General features: G+C 71.4%; 15 protein-coding genes. 9 read left to right on the top strand and 6 right to left on the bottom strand.

The genetic code is table 11. The features are described 5' to 3' along the window. Positions 1-39: 39 nt before the first annotated feature. Positions 40-1,647 (top strand): protein kinase, encoded by a 1,608-nt coding sequence (locus ACFYV5_RS14930; protein ID WP_389168493.1) that lies wholly within the window; start codon positions 40-42, stop codon positions 1,645-1,647. Between the two features lie 26 nt (positions 1,648-1,673). On the opposite strand, the gene ACFYV5_RS14925 is transcribed toward ACFYV5_RS14930, so the two are convergent. The 3 genes from ACFYV5_RS14925 to ACFYV5_RS14915 all read right to left on the bottom strand — a co-directional run bounded on the left by ACFYV5_RS14925 (position 1,674) and on the right by ACFYV5_RS14915 (position 3,867). Continuing rightward, entirely contained in the window at positions 1,674-2,690 is a 1,017-nt protein-coding gene (locus ACFYV5_RS14925) for a phosphotransferase (RefSeq protein WP_355110648.1), read from the bottom strand. Between the two features lie 15 nt (positions 2,691-2,705). Next, positions 2,706-3,122 carry a pyridoxamine 5'-phosphate oxidase family protein gene (locus tag ACFYV5_RS14920; RefSeq protein ID WP_355110647.1) on the bottom strand — a complete coding sequence of 139 codons (417 nt, stop codon included), beginning with the start codon at positions 3,120-3,122 and terminating at the stop codon, positions 2,706-2,708. Between the two features lie 85 nt (positions 3,123-3,207). Continuing rightward, positions 3,208-3,867 carry a response regulator transcription factor gene (locus ACFYV5_RS14915; RefSeq protein WP_355110646.1) on the bottom strand — a complete coding sequence of 220 codons (660 nt, stop codon included), beginning with the start codon at positions 3,865-3,867 and terminating at the stop codon, positions 3,208-3,210. 336 nt (positions 3,868-4,203) lie between these two features. On the opposite strand from ACFYV5_RS14915, the gene pdhA reads away from it, so the two are divergent. From pdhA to ACFYV5_RS14900, 3 genes are read left to right on the top strand one after another with little or no spacing between them, the layout of a single operon-like run. Beyond that, positions 4,204-5,379, top strand: a complete 1,176-nt coding sequence (pdhA, locus tag ACFYV5_RS14910) for a pyruvate dehydrogenase (acetyl-transferring) E1 component subunit alpha (RefSeq protein WP_389168489.1) — start codon at positions 4,204-4,206, stop codon at positions 5,377-5,379. A gap of 2 nt (positions 5,380-5,381) precedes the next feature. Then, positions 5,382-6,362 carry an alpha-ketoacid dehydrogenase subunit beta gene (locus ACFYV5_RS14905; protein WP_355110644.1) on the top strand — a complete coding sequence of 327 codons (981 nt, stop codon included), beginning with the start codon at positions 5,382-5,384 and terminating at the stop codon, positions 6,360-6,362. A 31-nt stretch (positions 6,363-6,393) separates the two neighbouring features. Next, a complete protein-coding gene (locus tag ACFYV5_RS14900) occupies positions 6,394-7,770 on the top strand; it encodes a dihydrolipoamide acetyltransferase family protein (RefSeq protein WP_389168938.1) in 1,377 nt (458 codons plus the stop codon). A 75-nt stretch (positions 7,771-7,845) separates the two neighbouring features. On the opposite strand, the gene ACFYV5_RS14895 is transcribed toward ACFYV5_RS14900, so the two are convergent. Beyond that, positions 7,846-8,691 (bottom strand): NAD(P)H-binding protein, encoded by an 846-nt coding sequence (locus ACFYV5_RS14895; protein WP_389168487.1) that lies wholly within the window; start codon positions 8,689-8,691, stop codon positions 7,846-7,848. A gap of 101 nt (positions 8,692-8,792) precedes the next feature. Between ACFYV5_RS14895 and ACFYV5_RS14890 the strand changes: the two genes are divergently transcribed. The 3 genes from ACFYV5_RS14890 to ACFYV5_RS14880 all read left to right on the top strand — a co-directional run bounded on the left by ACFYV5_RS14890 (position 8,793) and on the right by ACFYV5_RS14880 (position 11,233). Next, positions 8,793-9,185, top strand: coding sequence for a winged helix-turn-helix transcriptional regulator (locus ACFYV5_RS14890; RefSeq protein ID WP_389168485.1), 393 nt, complete (start codon positions 8,793-8,795; stop codon positions 9,183-9,185). Positions 9,186-9,281: 96 nt separating this feature from the next. Further along, on the top strand, positions 9,282-9,923 hold the full coding sequence (locus tag ACFYV5_RS14885) for a GntR family transcriptional regulator (protein ID WP_389168483.1): 642 nt from the start codon (positions 9,282-9,284) through the stop codon (positions 9,921-9,923). Beyond that, positions 9,920-11,233 (top strand): nitrate/nitrite transporter, encoded by a 1,314-nt coding sequence (locus tag ACFYV5_RS14880; RefSeq protein WP_389168480.1) that lies wholly within the window; start codon positions 9,920-9,922, stop codon positions 11,231-11,233. The genes ACFYV5_RS14885 and ACFYV5_RS14880 overlap by 4 nt, the downstream gene beginning before the upstream one ends. Before the next feature lie 75 nt (positions 11,234-11,308). Here ACFYV5_RS14880 and ACFYV5_RS14875 read toward each other — a convergent pair whose 3' ends face one another. Continuing rightward, complete coding sequence (locus ACFYV5_RS14875; RefSeq protein ID WP_389168478.1) at positions 11,309-12,136, bottom strand: maleylpyruvate isomerase family mycothiol-dependent enzyme; 828 nt, start codon at positions 12,134-12,136, stop codon at positions 11,309-11,311. Between the two features lie 155 nt (positions 12,137-12,291). Between ACFYV5_RS14875 and ACFYV5_RS14870 the strand changes: the two genes are divergently transcribed. Both ACFYV5_RS14870 and ACFYV5_RS14865 read left to right on the top strand, forming a co-directional pair. Then, a complete protein-coding gene (locus tag ACFYV5_RS14870) occupies positions 12,292-13,110 on the top strand; it encodes a carbon-nitrogen family hydrolase (protein WP_389168476.1) in 819 nt (272 codons plus the stop codon). A 142-nt stretch (positions 13,111-13,252) separates the two neighbouring features. After that, a complete protein-coding gene (locus tag ACFYV5_RS14865; RefSeq protein WP_389168474.1) occupies positions 13,253-14,452 on the top strand; it encodes a trans-sulfuration enzyme family protein in 1,200 nt (399 codons plus the stop codon). Here the strand turns inward: ACFYV5_RS14865 and ACFYV5_RS14860 are convergent. Continuing rightward, a complete protein-coding gene (locus tag ACFYV5_RS14860) occupies positions 14,449-14,940 on the bottom strand; it encodes an LURP-one-related/scramblase family protein (protein ID WP_389168472.1) in 492 nt (163 codons plus the stop codon). The genes ACFYV5_RS14865 and ACFYV5_RS14860 overlap by 4 nt on opposite strands. Positions 14,941-14,967: the final 27 nt, after the last annotated feature.

Below are 14,967 nucleotides of genomic sequence, written 5' to 3'. Positions count from 1 at the left end.
GTACGGCACTGCACGGTAGACATACGACGGCGAGGACTGATGGCACCCGAATCCGAAGCAGGCGGCGGCGGCCTGTCGGGCGCCGCCGCGGAGTCCTGGGGCATCGGCGGAGTGGTCGGTGACGGACGTTACCGCCTGACGCACCGTCTCGGACGAGGCGGCATGGCCGAGGTGTTCGCCGCCGAGGACGTCCGCCTGGGCCGCACGGTCGCCGTCAAGCTGCTCCGTTCGGACCTCGCCGAGGATCCGGTCTCCAAGGCCCGCTTCACGCGCGAGGCGCAGTCGGTCGCCGGCCTCAACCACCATGCGATCGTGGCGGTGTACGACTCCGGGGAGGACGTCGTGGGCGGCCACTCCGTGCCGTACATCGTGATGGAGCTGGTCGAGGGCCGCACCATCCGCGACCTGCTGATCAGCGCCGAGGCGCCGGGCCCCGAGCAGGCCCTGATCATCGTCTCGGGCGTCCTCGAGGCGCTCGCGTACTCGCACCAGCACAACATCGTGCACCGGGACATCAAGCCCGCGAACGTCATCATCACGGACACCGGCGCGGTGAAGGTGATGGACTTCGGTATCGCGCGCGCCCTGCACGGCGCACAGTCGACGATGACCCAGACCGGCATGGTCATGGGCACACCGCAGTACCTCTCCCCCGAGCAGGCCCTCGGCAAGGCGGTGGACCACCGCTCCGACCTGTACGCCACCGGCTGTCTGCTCTACGAACTGCTCGCGTCGCGGCCCCCGTTCACCGGCGAGACCCCGCTCTCGGTGGTCTACCAGCACGTCCAGGACGTTCCCGTCCCGCCGTCCGAGGTCGCCCAGGCGGCGCCGCCGGAGCTCGACGGGCTGGTGATGCGCTCGCTCGCGAAGGACCCGGACGACCGGTTCCAGAGTGCCGAGGAGATGCGCGGGCTGATCCAGTACGGCCTGCAGATGCTTCAGCAGCAGGGCGGCCACACCGGCATGTGGAACACCGGCCCGGTGGACATCCACGAGGGTGGGCACACGCCGGTCGGCGGCATGGCCGCGACGACGGCGATGGGCCACCCCATGCACCACGAGACGGCGCAGGGTCCGATCCTCCCGCCGATGAACCCGGACGACGGCGGGGTCGGCGGGTACGACGGCGGTGGCCACCACGGCCCGTACCAGGGGAACGGCAAGGGCGGTCGCGGCAAGCTCCTGCTGTTCGTGGCGCTCGCGGTGATCGCGATCGTCGCGGGTGTCGTCTACGCGCTGGACCGGCCGAGCGGCACGTCCGGCGGGACGACCGACAAGCCGACGGTCACCAACACCCCGTCGTCGCAGACGCCGTCCGAGCAGCCGTCGCAGGAGCCGTCCCAGGAGACGCACGAGCCGGACACCTCGACGGGCGGCACCCAGGACTCCTGGAAGACCCCGACGTACCGGCCCTCGTACCGGCCGTCGACGCCTTCCACGCCGTCTGGCGAGCCGTCGACGGAGCCGACGGGTACGGACGACGGCGGTACGACGGATGGGAACACCGGGGAGCCCACGGGTGAGCCGACCGGTGACCCCACGGGTGACCCCACGGGTGAGCCGACCTCGCCGACCGAGGGGGCGAACGGGGGCCCCGTCACGGCGGGCAACACCTCCACCGGGAACACCGGGAACACCGGGAACTGAACCGCCTCGCCCCGTCTGCCCCTGCTTCACCCCGTGAACGCGTCGCGCACCGCCTCGTACTCCCGGGTCCACCACACCGCCAGGGCCGACGCCGCAGGAAACTGCGGGTCGGCCCTTCGGTCGTGGAGCTGGTAGCGCCAGCGCAGTATCCAGAAGTCGTTGAGCCGCTCCCACCACACGCGGTGCACCGCCGACGCCAGTTCCGCCGCGTCCGCGCCGACCGCCCGCCGGTAGGCGCGCGCGTAGGCCCGCACCTTCTCCAAGGCCAGCTCACCGGCGGGGCGTACGAAGAAGATGGCGGCGGCCCTGACCGCCTCCTCCGCCCGTGGCTGGACGCCCAGGCGGTCCCAGTCGACGATCGCGGCCGGCTCCGCGCCCCGGTAGAGCAGGTTCAGCGGGTGGAAGTCGCCGTGCACCCAGCCGGCCGCGGCGGCGGGCGGGGGACGGCGGTGGGCGTGCTCGGCGAGGAGCACCCGGCGTTCGAGCAGCCGGTGTTCGGCGAGCGCGTCGAAGGCGGTGCGGGGGCGGCCGGCGCGGGCGAGCCGCAGCAGCTCGTCGATGAGCCGGAACGTGTCCTCGGGGCGTGCGCTCTCGTGCTCCGCGCCGGGCGGCGGGGACTCCATCACCTGCTCCAGACAGGTGTGGACGTGGCCGAGGAGCGCGCCCAGGCGCCGCGATCCGCCGGCGGAGAGCTGGGCGCCGTCGCGGTGGCGGCCGTCGATCCACGGGTGCAGGGCGTAGCAGCGGCCGCCGATGACGGCGACGGTGCGGCCGGTGGAGTCAGCGAGCGGCGGGGCGACGGGCAGTCCGAGGGCGTGCAGGCGCTGGGTGGCGCGGTGCTGGCGGCTGATGGTGTCCCGGTCGGCGGTCGGGGCGTCGAGGTGCTGCTTGAGGAAGTAGGCGCCGCGGGTGGTGGCGAGGCGGTAGCCGCGGTTGAGGAGGCCCTGGGTGACGGGTTCGCAGGAGAGCGGCTCACCGGCCTCCCGGTAGCGGCGCAGCAGGGCGCCGACGGGCGGAGCGAGCGTTTCAGATGAGCGCGGCACTCCCCAGATGTTAGATCACGCTACGTGGTGGAGATGTCGCTCCGTGGAGTAGTCCAGCTGGTGCACGGTTACGAACTGGGGTTCGATGCGCAGATAGATCGGGTCGAAGGGCTCGCCGTCCACGATCCGCGGGGCGGGGCCGAAGGCCGCCAGCTGCTCCTCGGTCGGCTCGACGACCTCCGCGGTGCCGGTGAACTGCACGGACCAGAGGTTCTCGGCGCCGGAGTCGAAGTTGTCCGCGCCATAGGCGACCACACTGCCCGCGCAGGCGCGGTGGTACCCGAGGCCCCGGTGCATCCGGAGCAGGACGCCGCCGTCGTCCACGAGGTGCCGGGCGGGAGCGACGAACGGCATCGCGCGCATGCTCGTCGCCACCCGGCCGTACGCCACACGGTTCAGCAGCTCGACGGCGCGGATCTCCTCGGTGGACATGGCTTCCACTCTCCGCCGCCGGCGCCTCGCCCGAAAAGGGCCCCCTGCCCCGGTTCGCCGGGACGTTGGTCCCGAATCTCGCCGGTCAGCGCCGCTCGGCCTGCATCCGGGCCACGTACGCCGCGGCCTGCGAACGTCGCTCCATGCCCAGCTTCGACAGCAGGCTGGAGACGTAGTTCTTGATGGTCTTCTCCGCCAGGTGGAGCCGCTCGCCGATGGCCCGGTTGGTCAGGCCCTCGCCGATCAGATCCAGGATCTTGCGCTCCTGCTCCGTCAGGTTGGCGAGCCTGTCGTCACCCTTCGGGTTGTTTCCGTCGCGAAGACGCTCCAGGACGCGGGCGGTCGCGACCGGGTCGAGCAGCGACTTGCCGGCCGCCACGTCCCGTACCGCCGAAAGGAGCTCGTTGCCGCGGATGGCCTTGAGGACGTATCCCGAGGCCCCGGCCATGATCGCGTCGAAGAGCGCCTCGTCGTCGGCGTACGAGGTGAGCATCAGGCACTTGATGTCCTCGTTCCGCGAACGGACCTCGCGACAGACCTCGACACCGCTGCCGTCCGGCAGCCGCACGTCGAGCACGGCCACGTCGGGACGGGTCGCCGGGATCCTGACCAGGGCATCTGCCGCCGTACCGGCCTCGCCGACCACCTCGATGTCGTCCTCCACGGTGAGCAGCTCGTGGACGCCGCGCCGGACGACTTCGTGGTCGTCCAACAGAAATACCCGGATTTTTCCCTCTTCGCGCACGCGGTCAGTCTCACATATTGGCTCTTCCCGTGCCCGGGGGTGCCGGGATACCGTGCCCGTGTTCCGGCGGCCTCGTGGCCGTTGCACCGCGCTGACCAGCTGTGTTCCCGCATTTCTCGATTTACTTGGAAATCCAAGCAAAATCGCAGGTCAAATGGGGTTTCGCAGGAATGCGGCGCACTGGGTAACGTGCCTATGACAGGGCGCTCGCCGGGGCACCTGTCACGCCTGACCCCGGCCGCGTCGCACCCACCCCGTGCGCGGGTACGGATACAGGCGGAGCCGCACTGGCCCACCCGGCGAACCCGGGGGCCGGACCGACGGAGGAGCACGCACGTGACCGTGGAAAGCACTGCCGCGCGCAAGACGACGCGACGCAGCAGCGGCGCCAAGCGCACCGCCAGCGCGGGCGTCAAGAAGGGCCAGGGCGCCGAGCCCGAGCTCGTTCAGCTGCTGACGCCCGAAGGGGAGCGCGTCCAGCACCCCGAGTACGACATCGACCTGAGCGCCGACGAGCTGCGCGGGCTCTACCGGGACATGGTCCTCACCCGGCGCTTCGACGCCGAGGCCACCTCCCTGCAGCGACAGGGCGAGCTGGGGCTGTGGGCCTCGCTGCTCGGCCAGGAGGCCGCTCAGATCGGTTCGGGCCGCGCGCTGCGGGACGACGACTACGTCTTCCCGACCTACCGCGAGCACGGTGTCGCCTGGTGCCGGGGTGTCGACCCGACCAATCTGCTCGGCATGTTCCGTGGTGTGAACCACGGTGGCTGGGATCCCAACACCAACAATTTCCACCTGTACACGATCGTCATCGGCTCGCAGACCCTGCACGCCACCGGCTACGCCATGGGCGTCGCCAAGGACGGCGCGGACTCGGCCGTGATCGCGTACTTCGGCGACGGCGCGTCCAGCCAGGGCGATGTCGCCGAGTCGTTCACCTTCTCCGCGGTCTACAACGCCCCGGTCGTCTTCTTCTGCCAGAACAACCAGTGGGCGATCTCCGAGCCCACCGAGCGGCAGACCCGCGTCCCGCTCTACCAGCGCGCGCAGGGCTACGGCTTCCCCGGTGTCCGTGTCGACGGCAACGACGTCCTCGCCTGCCTGGCCGTGACGCGGTCCGCGCTGGAGCGCGCCCGCCGCGGCGAGGGCCCGACGCTGGTCGAGGCGTTCACCTACCGCATGGGCGCCCACACCACCTCCGACGACCCGACCAAGTACCGCGCCGACGAGGAGCGCGAGGCCTGGGAGGCGAAGGACCCGATCCTGCGGCTCAAGGCGTACCTGGAGAAGGCCGGCCACGCCGACGCCGCCTTCTTCGAGGAGCTGGAGGCGGAGAGCGAGTCGCTCGGCAAGCGCGTCCGCGAGGCCGTCCGTGCCATGCCCGACCCGGACCACATGGCGATCTTCGAGAATGTCTACGCCGACGGGCACGCGCTCGTCGACGAGGAGCGCGTGCAGTTCGCCGCGTACCAGGCGTCCTTCGCCGACTCCGGCGCCGAGGAGGGCAAGTAACCATGGCCGTACAGAAGCTTCCCCTGGCCAAGGCGCTCAACGAGTCGCTCCGCAAGGCCCTGGAGACCGACCCCAAGGTCCTCATCATGGGTGAGGACGTCGGCAAGCTCGGCGGTGTCTTCCGCGTCACCGACGGGCTGCAGAAGGACTTCGGCGAGGACCGGGTCATCGACACCCCGCTCGCCGAGTCCGGCATCGTCGGCACCGCGATCGGCCTGGCCCTGCGCGGCTACCGGCCCGTCGTGGAGATCCAGTTCGACGGTTTCGTCTTCCCCGCGTACGACCAGATCGTCACCCAGCTCGCGAAGATGCACGCCCGCGCGCTCGGCAAGATCAAGCTGCCGGTCGTCATCCGCATCCCCTACGGCGGTGGCATCGGCGCGGTCGAGCACCACTCCGAGTCCCCCGAGGCGCTCTTCGCGCACGTCGCCGGCCTCAAGGTCGTCTCGCCGTCGAACTCCTCCGACGCGTACTGGATGCTCCAGCAGGCCATCCAGAGCGACGACCCGGTCATCTTCTTCGAGCCCAAGCGCCGCTACTGGGACAAGGGCGAGGTCGACACCGAGGCCATCCCGGGCGAGCTGCACAAGGCCCGCGTGACCCGTCAGGGCACGGACCTCACGCTCGCCGCGTACGGCCCGATGGTGAAGGTCTGCCTGGAGGCCGCCGCGGCCGCCCAGGAGGAGGGCAAGTCGGTGGAGGTCCTGGACCTGCGCTCGATGTCCCCGATCGACTTCGACGCCATCCAGACCTCGGTCGAGAAGACCCGCCGCCTGGTCGTGGTCCACGAGGCCCCGGTCTTCTACGGCTCCGGCGCGGAGATCGCCGCCCGGATCACCGAGCGCTGCTTCTACCACCTGGAGGCCCCCGTCCTGCGGGTCGGCGGCTACCACGCGCCGTACCCGCCGGCGCGCCTGGAGGAGGAGTACCTGCCGGGTCTGGACCGCGTGCTCGACGCCGTCGACCGCTCGCTGGCGTACTGAGGAGAGCATCGTGACGATCCGCGAATTCAAGATGCCCGATGTGGGCGAGGGCCTCACCGAGGCCGAGATCCTCAAGTGGTACGTCCAGCCCGGTGACACGGTCACCGACGGGCAGGTCGTGTGCGAGGTCGAGACGGCGAAGGCGGCCGTCGAGCTGCCGAGCCCCTTCGACGGCACGGTCCACGAGCTGTGCTTCCCCGAGGGCACGACGGTCGACGTCGGCCAGGTGATCATCTCGGTGAACGTGGGCGGTGCCGCTCCGGCGGCCGAGGCCCCCGCCGCCCGGGCCGAGGCGCCCGCCCAGGCCGCTCCGGTCCAGGCGACCGTGGAGGCCCCCGAGGAGGAGGCCGAGCCCACGGGCCGGCAGCCGGTCCTGGTCGGTTACGGCGTCGCCGCGACCTCCACCAAGCGCCGGGCGCGCAAGACCACGGTCGAGGCCGCCGTCTCCGTACCGGAGCAGCTGAACGGGCATGCTCCGGCGGCCGCCCGGCCACTGGCCAAGCCGCCGGTGCGCAAGCTCGCCAAGGACCTCGGAGTCGACCTCGCCACGGTCACCCCGACCGGCCCGGACGGGATCATCACCCGCGAGGACGTCCACGCGGCGGCCGCCCCGGCGCCCGCCGTCGAGGCACCCGCGCCGGTGACCGTGCCGGCCCCCGCGGCCGAGGCCCCCGCCCCGGTCGCAGCCGGCGCCGTCCCGGCGGGAGCCCGGGAGACCCGTATCCCCATCAAGGGCGTACGGAAGGCCACGGCGGCGGCGATGGTCGGCTCGGCCTTCACCGCGCCGCACGTCACCGAGTTCGTGACCTTCGACATCACGCGCACGATGAAGCTGGTCGAGGAGCTCAAGTCCGACAAGGACATGGCGGGCCTGCGGGTCAACCCGCTCCTCCTCGTCGCCAAGGCCGTCCTGGTCGCCGTCAAGCGCAATCCGGAGATCAACGCGGCCTGGGACGAGGCGAACCAGGAGATCGTGCTCAAGCACTACGTCAACCTGGGCATCGCCGCGGCCACCCCGCGCGGTCTGATCGTGCCGAACATCAAGGACGCGCACGCCCAGACCCTGCCGGAGCTGTCGCGGTCCCTGAGCGAGCTGGTCGCCACCGCCCGCGACGGCAAGACCACCCCGGCGGCGATGCAGGGCGGCACCTTCACCATCACCAACGTCGGCGTCTTCGGCGTCGACACCGGTACGCCCATCCTCAACCCGGGCGAGTCCGCGATCCTCGCGGTCGGTGCGATCAAGCTGCAGCCCTGGGTCCACAAGGGCAAGGTGAAGCCGCGTCAGGTCACCACCCTGGCCCTGTCGTTCGACCACCGTCTGGTCGACGGCGAGCTGGGCTCCAAGTTCCTGGCGGACGTCGCCGCGATCCTGGAGCAGCCGAAGCGCCTCATCACCTGGTCGTAACGGACCAGGCGTCGTTTCACGTGAAACGCCCGACCGGGCTCCCCGGTCGGGCGTTTTCGCTCACCCGCCCCTTTCCTACCGGAACGCGGCGACGTAGCGCTGCGCCCAGTCGGCGAAGGCGCGGGGCGCGCGGCCGAGGACCTGCTCGATGTGGGGGCTGACGCGCTGCTCGGCGGGGAGTGGCTCGCCGAGGATGGTCAGCGTCGTCTCGACCACGGGCTCGGGCATGAACCGCAGCATCTGCGCCCGGGCCTCGTCGCGGGTCTGTTCCACGAACCGGACGGGCTCGCCGAGGGCGTCGGCGATCGCCGCGGCCCGTTCCCGGGGCGTGCTGAGGCCGGGACCGGTCAGCTCGTAGATCCGCCCGTCGTGGCCGCCATCCCGCAGGGCGGCGGCACCGACCTCCGCGATGTCGTCCGGGTCGATGACGGGCAGTCCCGTGTCGGCGAACGGCGCGGCGATCTCCCTGCGGGCGCGGACCGACTCGACCCAGGCGAAGGCGTTGGAGGCGAAGCCGCCGGGCCGCAGGATCGTCCAGGCCGTGCCGGAGTCCCGGACGGCGTCCTCGATGGCGCGTGCCGTGTCCCCGTGGGAGGCCGAATCCGGCCGGGTCGCGACGCCCTGGGAGGACAGCAGGACGACCCGCCGGACGCCGCCGGCCTTCGCGGCGTCGAGAATGTCGTGCGGGCTCAGCAGATGCGCGCTGGGTCCCCCGCTCTGCAGGAACAGCGCGTCCGCGCCGTCGAGGACCGGCCGCAGGCTGTCGGCGTCGATCAGATCCGAGCGTATGTGCCGGACACCCGGCGGCACGTCCGTGGCCGAGATCCCGCGGGACGTCGCGGTCACCTGCTCACCGGCCGCCGCGAGCGCCTGTACGAGCGATCGGCCGACGTTACCCGTCGCCCCCGTCACCACCAGCATGAACAACTCCCTTGTGAGGTCGTGCGCTTGATGTCGAGGACGCTAACAGCCTCGGTATAGTAGGTACCTAGAGGAAAGTGACTATGCCCGAGGGGGAGCGCATGGCGACCGAGACGATGCGGACGGTTTCGGCGGACACCGCCCCGGAGCTCGCCTGCCCGGTCGCTCCCGTGGTGGACATCGTCTTCAGCCGCTGGACCACACCGATCCTGTGGACCCTCAACGCCCGTGGCCGGCAACGGTTCGTGGAGCTGGAGCGGGCGATCGGCAGGATCAGCCCGAAGGTGCTGACCCAGCGGCTGCGCCAGCTGGAGCGCGACGGCCTGGTCGTCCGGACGTACCACCCGGAGGTCCCGCCCCGGGTCGAGTACGAGATCAGCGACCTCGGCCGCAGCCTCGCCCCGCTCTTCGCCCATCTGGCCGAATGGGCCGCCGACAATCTGGAGAAGGTCGACGAGGCGCGCCAGGTCTACGACTCCGACCCGGCCCACTAGAACCCCCGCTTCCGCCGCCGGCCCGCTGGAGCCCAGCCCCGTCCGGATCGCGGACGGGGCCTCCTGTTGCACCCCTCTTGTATCTAAGCTGTGCGCATGGCATCCGCACCCCCAGCAGCCGACCGTGTCTACATGCACGTCAAGCAGGCCGTCCTCGAGCGCCGGTACGAGGGGGGCACGCTGCTCACCGAGGGAGAGCTCGCCCTGGCCGTGGGCGTCTCCCGCACTCCGGTACGGGAAGCGCTGCTCAAGCTGGAGATGGAGGGGCTGCTCAAGCTCTATCCCAAGAAGGGCGCCCTGGTCCTCGCCGTCTCCGCCCAGGAGATCGCCGACGTGGTCGAGACCCGGCTGCTCGTCGAGGAGTTCGCCGTCCGCCGCGCCGTGCCCGCGCCGGCCGTGCTGATCGAGCGGCTCGAAGAGCTCCTGGAGGAGCAGAAGCGGCGGGCCGAGGCAGGGGACCTGGCCGCGGTCGCCGTCACCGACCGGTGTTTCCACGCCGAGATCGTCAAGCACGCCGGCAACCAGATCCTCGCCCGCCTCTACGACCAGCTGCGCGACCGCCAACTGCGGATGGGCGTGGCCGTGATGCAGTCACAGCCCGACCGCATCACCAAGAACATCACCGAGCACGCCGAGATCCTGGAGCGGATCCGCGCGGGCGACGCCGAGGGCGCGGCGCACTGCGTCCGGCAGCACCTGAGCTGGGTCAAGGTCCTGGTCCGGGGTGAGGCGCGGTGAGCGGACGCGGCTTCGGATCGGCCGTCACCCTGCCCGGTGACCCTCCCGGCGGCAGGCGCGCCGCCCTCGTCTGGGGCGTCGGCGTCGCCGTCTACTTCGTCGCCGTCATCTTCCGTACGTCGCTGGGCGTCGCCGGACTCGACGCCGCCGACCGCTTCGACGTCAACGCCTCCGCCCTGTCCACCTTCTCCATCCTCCAGCTACTCGTCTACGCCGGGATGCAGATACCCGTCGGCCTCATGGTCGACCGGCTCGGTACCAAGAAGGTGCTGACCCTCGGCGTCGTGCTCTTCACCGTCGGGCAGCTGGGCTTCGCGTTCTCCCCCTCGTACGGCATGGCACTCGCCGCCCGCGCGCTGCTCGGCTGCGGCGACGCGATGACCTTCATCAGCGTGCTGCGGCTCGGCAGCCGCTGGTTCCCCGCCCGGCGCGGCCCGCTGATCGCCCAGCTCGCCGGCCTGGTCGGCATGGCCGGCAACCTCGTCTCCACGATCGTCGTCGCCCGGCTCCTGCACGGCGTCGGCTGGACCGCCGCCTTCGCGGGCAGCGCCGTCGCCGGTGTGGTCGTCCTCGTCCTGCTGCTGCTCTTCCTCAAGGACCACCCCGAGGGCCACGAACCCCAGCCCGTCCCGCACGCCGGCGCCGCCTACGTCCGCCGCCAGATCGCCGAGTCCTGGCGCGAGCCCGGCACCCGGCTCGGCATGTGGGTGCACTTCACCACCCAGTTCCCCGCCATGGTGTTCCTGCTGCTGTGGGGCCTGCCGTTCCTGGTCGAGGACCAGGGCATGAGCAGGGGCACCGCCGGAGAACTGCTGACGCTCGTGGTGCTCTCCAACATGGTGGTGGGGCTCGCGTACGGACAGATCATCGCCCGTCACCACGCGGCCAGGGCCCCACTGGCGCTCGGCACGGTCGCGGCGACCGCGCTGCTGTGGGCCGCCACCCTCGCGTATCCCGGTGACCGGGCCCCGCTGTGGCTGCTGATCACCCTCTGCGCGGTCCTCGGCGCCTGCGGCCCGGCCTCGATGATCGGCTTCGACTTCGCCCGCCCCGCCAACCCGCCGGAGCGTCAGGGAACGGCCTCGGGAATCGTCAACATGGGTGGTTTCACCGCCTCGATGACGACCCTGCTCGCGGTCGGCGTCCTCCTCGACGCCACCGGGGACAACTACCGGATCGCCTTCTCCTCCGTCTTCGTCCTGGAGGCGCTCGGCGTCGTACAGATCCTGCGCCTGAAGGCCCGTACGGCCCGCAGGGAGAAGGAACGCCTCGTCGCCAGCCGCGTCGAGGCCGTGCACGTACCGGCATAGCGGGACCCGGTCGGCGTCACCGGCCGGCCCGGATCAGCGGCCCGCAGTCAGCGGCCCGCAGTCAGCGGCCCGCGGTCAGCGAGGCGTCACGGTGAAGTTGTCCAGGATCGCCTGCGCCAGGTCGAGGTCGCCCTCGGTCTTGATCCGGTCGGCCACCTCGGCCGGCCGGACCCGGCCGCAGGCCAGGCGCACGTACGTCTCCCAGTCCAGCGCCAGCGTCGCCAGGGGGCCCAGCGAGGGCGCTCCGTCGACCGTCCCGCGGCCCTCCGCGTCCACCCGTACCGTCCGCAGGAACTCGACCGGCCCGTGCACGTCGAAGACGACCGCCGAACTCGCCGGAGCGCCCGCGTCCTTGGCGACCACCTTCGGCAGCGCCTCCAGGAGGACATCGCGGGTGACCTGGGCGCCGGGGGAGTCCAGGTTGCCCGGTCGGCCGAGCGCGTTGCGCAGGTCCTGCTCATGCACCCAGACGTCGAAGGCGCGCATCCGGTAGGCCAGTTCCAGGGTCTGCTCGGCGCCGAGCGGGGCGCGGATCAGGTGGTCGGGCTTGCGGTTCTCGTTGCGCAGCTGGCGCGCGCGGCGGATGAGGACGTACTCCAGCTCCGAGGTCATCTCGGGGCCCGTGTGGTGCCGCCGCACATCGACCTGCATCTCCATGTAGCGGGCGAAGTCACTGCGTACGTGGTAGAGGTCGCGGGGCAGCGAGTGGATCGGGCGCGGATCGCCGAGCATCTCGCACTCCATGCCGATCACATGGGACACGATGTCGCGCACCGACCAGCCCGGGCACGGTGTGGCACGGTTCCATTCGCCTTCCACGAGCGGCTGCACCAGCTCGGATATCGCTTCGATGGAGTGGGTCCAGGCGTCGGCGTAGGTCTGAAGGCTGGGATGGACGGTCACGGGACCCCTCGGCGGTTCTGCGGTGCGCGGGCTGAAAACAAGACTGCGTGGGAGGCTCGGACGCTAAGTTACGCTGCCCGAAGGCACCCCGGCAGTGCTTTCGTGTGACGATCGTAGGCCCGTGTTGACGGCTCGAATGCCAGGACGGTGGTAGTGTGCGCGCCTCGCTGATCCAGATCGCAGTAGACCCGGACGAATCGGTCGAATCTCGCCGGGTGCGGGTGGCCGATCTCGTACGCCAGGAGCGCGGCGCCGCAGACCTCGTCGTCCTGCCGGAGCTGTGGCCGATGGGCGCGTTCGCGTACGAGTCCTTCGCGGCGGAGTCCGAGCCGGTGAACGGCCCGACGTACGAGGCGATGGCGGCGGCGGCCCGGGACGCGGAGGTCTGGCTGCACGCCGGATCGATCGTCGAGGCGGCGGGAGGGGCGCTGTCGGCGGGAGGGGCGTTGTACAACACCTCGCTCGTCTTCTCCCCGGCGGGCGAGCCGGTCGCCACCTACCGGAAGATCCACCGCTTCGGCTTCGACAAGGGCGAGGCCGTGATGATGGCGGCGGGCGACGAGCTGGTGACGGTCGCGCTGCCGGGGCTGACGGTCGGCGTCGGCACCTGCTACGACCTCCGCTTCCCGGAGCTGTTCCGCGGGCTGGTCGACGCCGGCGCGCAGGCGTTCGTCGTCCCGGCGGGCTGGCCCGCCCGCCGGCGCTCGCACTGGACGCTGCTCGCACGCGCGCGGGCCGTGGAGAACCAGGCGTACATGCTGGCCTGCGGCACGGCGGGCACGCACGCGGGCGTGGAGCAGGCGGGGCACTCGATCGTGGTGGACCCCTGGGGCGAGGTCCTCGCGGAGGCGGGGCCGGACGAGGAGATCCTGCGGGTCGAGCTCGACCCGGCGAAGGTGACGACGACCAGGGAGCAGTTCCCGGCACTGAAGGACCGGGTGCTGGGGGTGGCACGGCCCCGACGGGACGGGTAGGCCTGGCGGCCTTGGCGGTTCTGACGGCGTGTTGATGGCGCGACCCCCGGTCGTCCACAGAGCGAGAGAGCGGCCCGGCCGGCGGACCAATCCGGTGGGATTGGTCCTGGGACCGCCGGCGCCGCCCCTGTTCACTGACGCCATGAGCGACGACACCGGAGCCCTCCGTCCCGAGACCCTCGCCGTCCACCCGCCCCAGCCGGAGATCACCGGCAGCAGGCCGATGAGCGTCCCCCTGTACCAGGGGCACGTCTTCTCCTTCGAGAGCGCCGACGCGATGGCGGACGCCTTCCACGCGCCCGACACCTTCCTGTACAACCGCTTCGGCAACCCCACCGTCCGCGCCCTGGAGGACGCCGTCGCCCGCCTGGAGGGCGGAGTCGCCGGGCTCTCGTACGCCTCCGGCATGGGCGCCATCAACGGCCTCCTGCTCGCGCTGCTCTCCGCCGGCGACCACGTCGTCGCCCAGCGCTGCCTCTACGGCGGTACGTACGCGGTCCTCAGCGACCTCACCGAGCGATGGGGCGTCGAGGTCACGTACGTCTCCGGGTCGGACCCGGAGGAGGTACGTCGTGCTCTGCGCCCCGAGACGCGCCTGCTGTACCTGGAGACCATCGCCAACCCGACCACCCGGGTCAGCGACCTGCCCGCCCTGATCGCCGTCGCCGCCGAGGCCGGCGTCCCGAGCGCCGTGGACAACACCTTCGCCTCGCCCCTGCTGTTCCGGCCGATCGAGTACGGCGCCGACATCGTCGTCCACTCGGCGACCAAGTACCTCGCCGGGCACGCGGACGTCCTCGGCGGCATCGCGGTCTTCAAGGACGCCGAGCTGTACGACCGGGTCCGGCACTACGCGATCGAACTGGGCGCCTCGACCGACCCGTTCGCCGCCTGGCTGTCCCTGCGCGGCCTGCAGACCCTGCCGCTGCGGATCGAGCGGCAGAGCGCGACCGCCCTCGACCTGGCCGGCCGGCTCGCCGCGCACCCCGCGGTGTCGGCGGCGCGCCACCCGGCTCTACCCGGACACCCGGACGAGGCCGTCGCCCGGCGGCTGCTGCGGAAGGGCGGCGGCGGAGTGATCTCCTTCGACCTCGCGGGCGGCCGCGAGGCCGGCCGCGCCTTCGTGGGGGCGGTCCGGGTGGCCTCGCTGAGCGCCTCGCTCGGCGATGTGAAGACCCTGGTGATGCATCCGGCCTCCACCTCGCACCGCCAGCTGGACGCGGCGGCCCTGAAAGCGGCGGGCATCGGCCCGGGGACGGTACGGATCTCGGTCGGCATCGAGCACGTCGAGGACCTGTGGGCGGACCTGGAACAGGCCCTGGAGGCGGCGGCGAAGGCCTAGTCCTCGCGTTCCCGCTCCGCCATCCGGATCACGCACACCGCGACCGCGATCAGCAGCGCCGTGTCGGCGTCCTCGCGGACGACGTTCACGGCGTAGGTGTCCCGCACGTGGAACCATTGCCGGGAGATGTGAGCGAGGAGTTCGCCGTCGTACTCGACGGTGAACTCCCGGTCCAGGATCCGGCCGCTGATGTCGAGCTCCGTGCCCTCGACCAGCGTGACCCGGTAGTGGTTGCGGAGCAGCGAGAGCCGTTTCCTGCGGATCGTGGCGAGCGGGCGGTCGTCCCGCTCGATCGTCATCGCGTCCCGCAGGCTGAACATCTTCTGCCGCAGCGTGACCAGGACCCGCCCCTCCGGATCCTTCAACTCCAGGGTGTCGCGCAGCCGCAGGGCCTTGCCGTCGACGAGGAAAGCGTGGCGACCGCGCTCGTCCTCGATCCAGTAGTCGTCGCCGACGGCGAAGATCTTGTCCCGTACGAGGTATTTCATGGGGTCAGGGCTTCCCCCGTGGGCCCC

It is taken from the genome of Streptomyces sp. NPDC003035, from assembly GCF_042888285.1.
Classification (GTDB): Bacteria; Actinomycetota; Actinomycetes; order Streptomycetales; family Streptomycetaceae; genus Streptomyces.
Note: the sequence above shows the minus strand (reverse complement) of the source record. Positions and strands in the feature narration are given on the sequence as shown.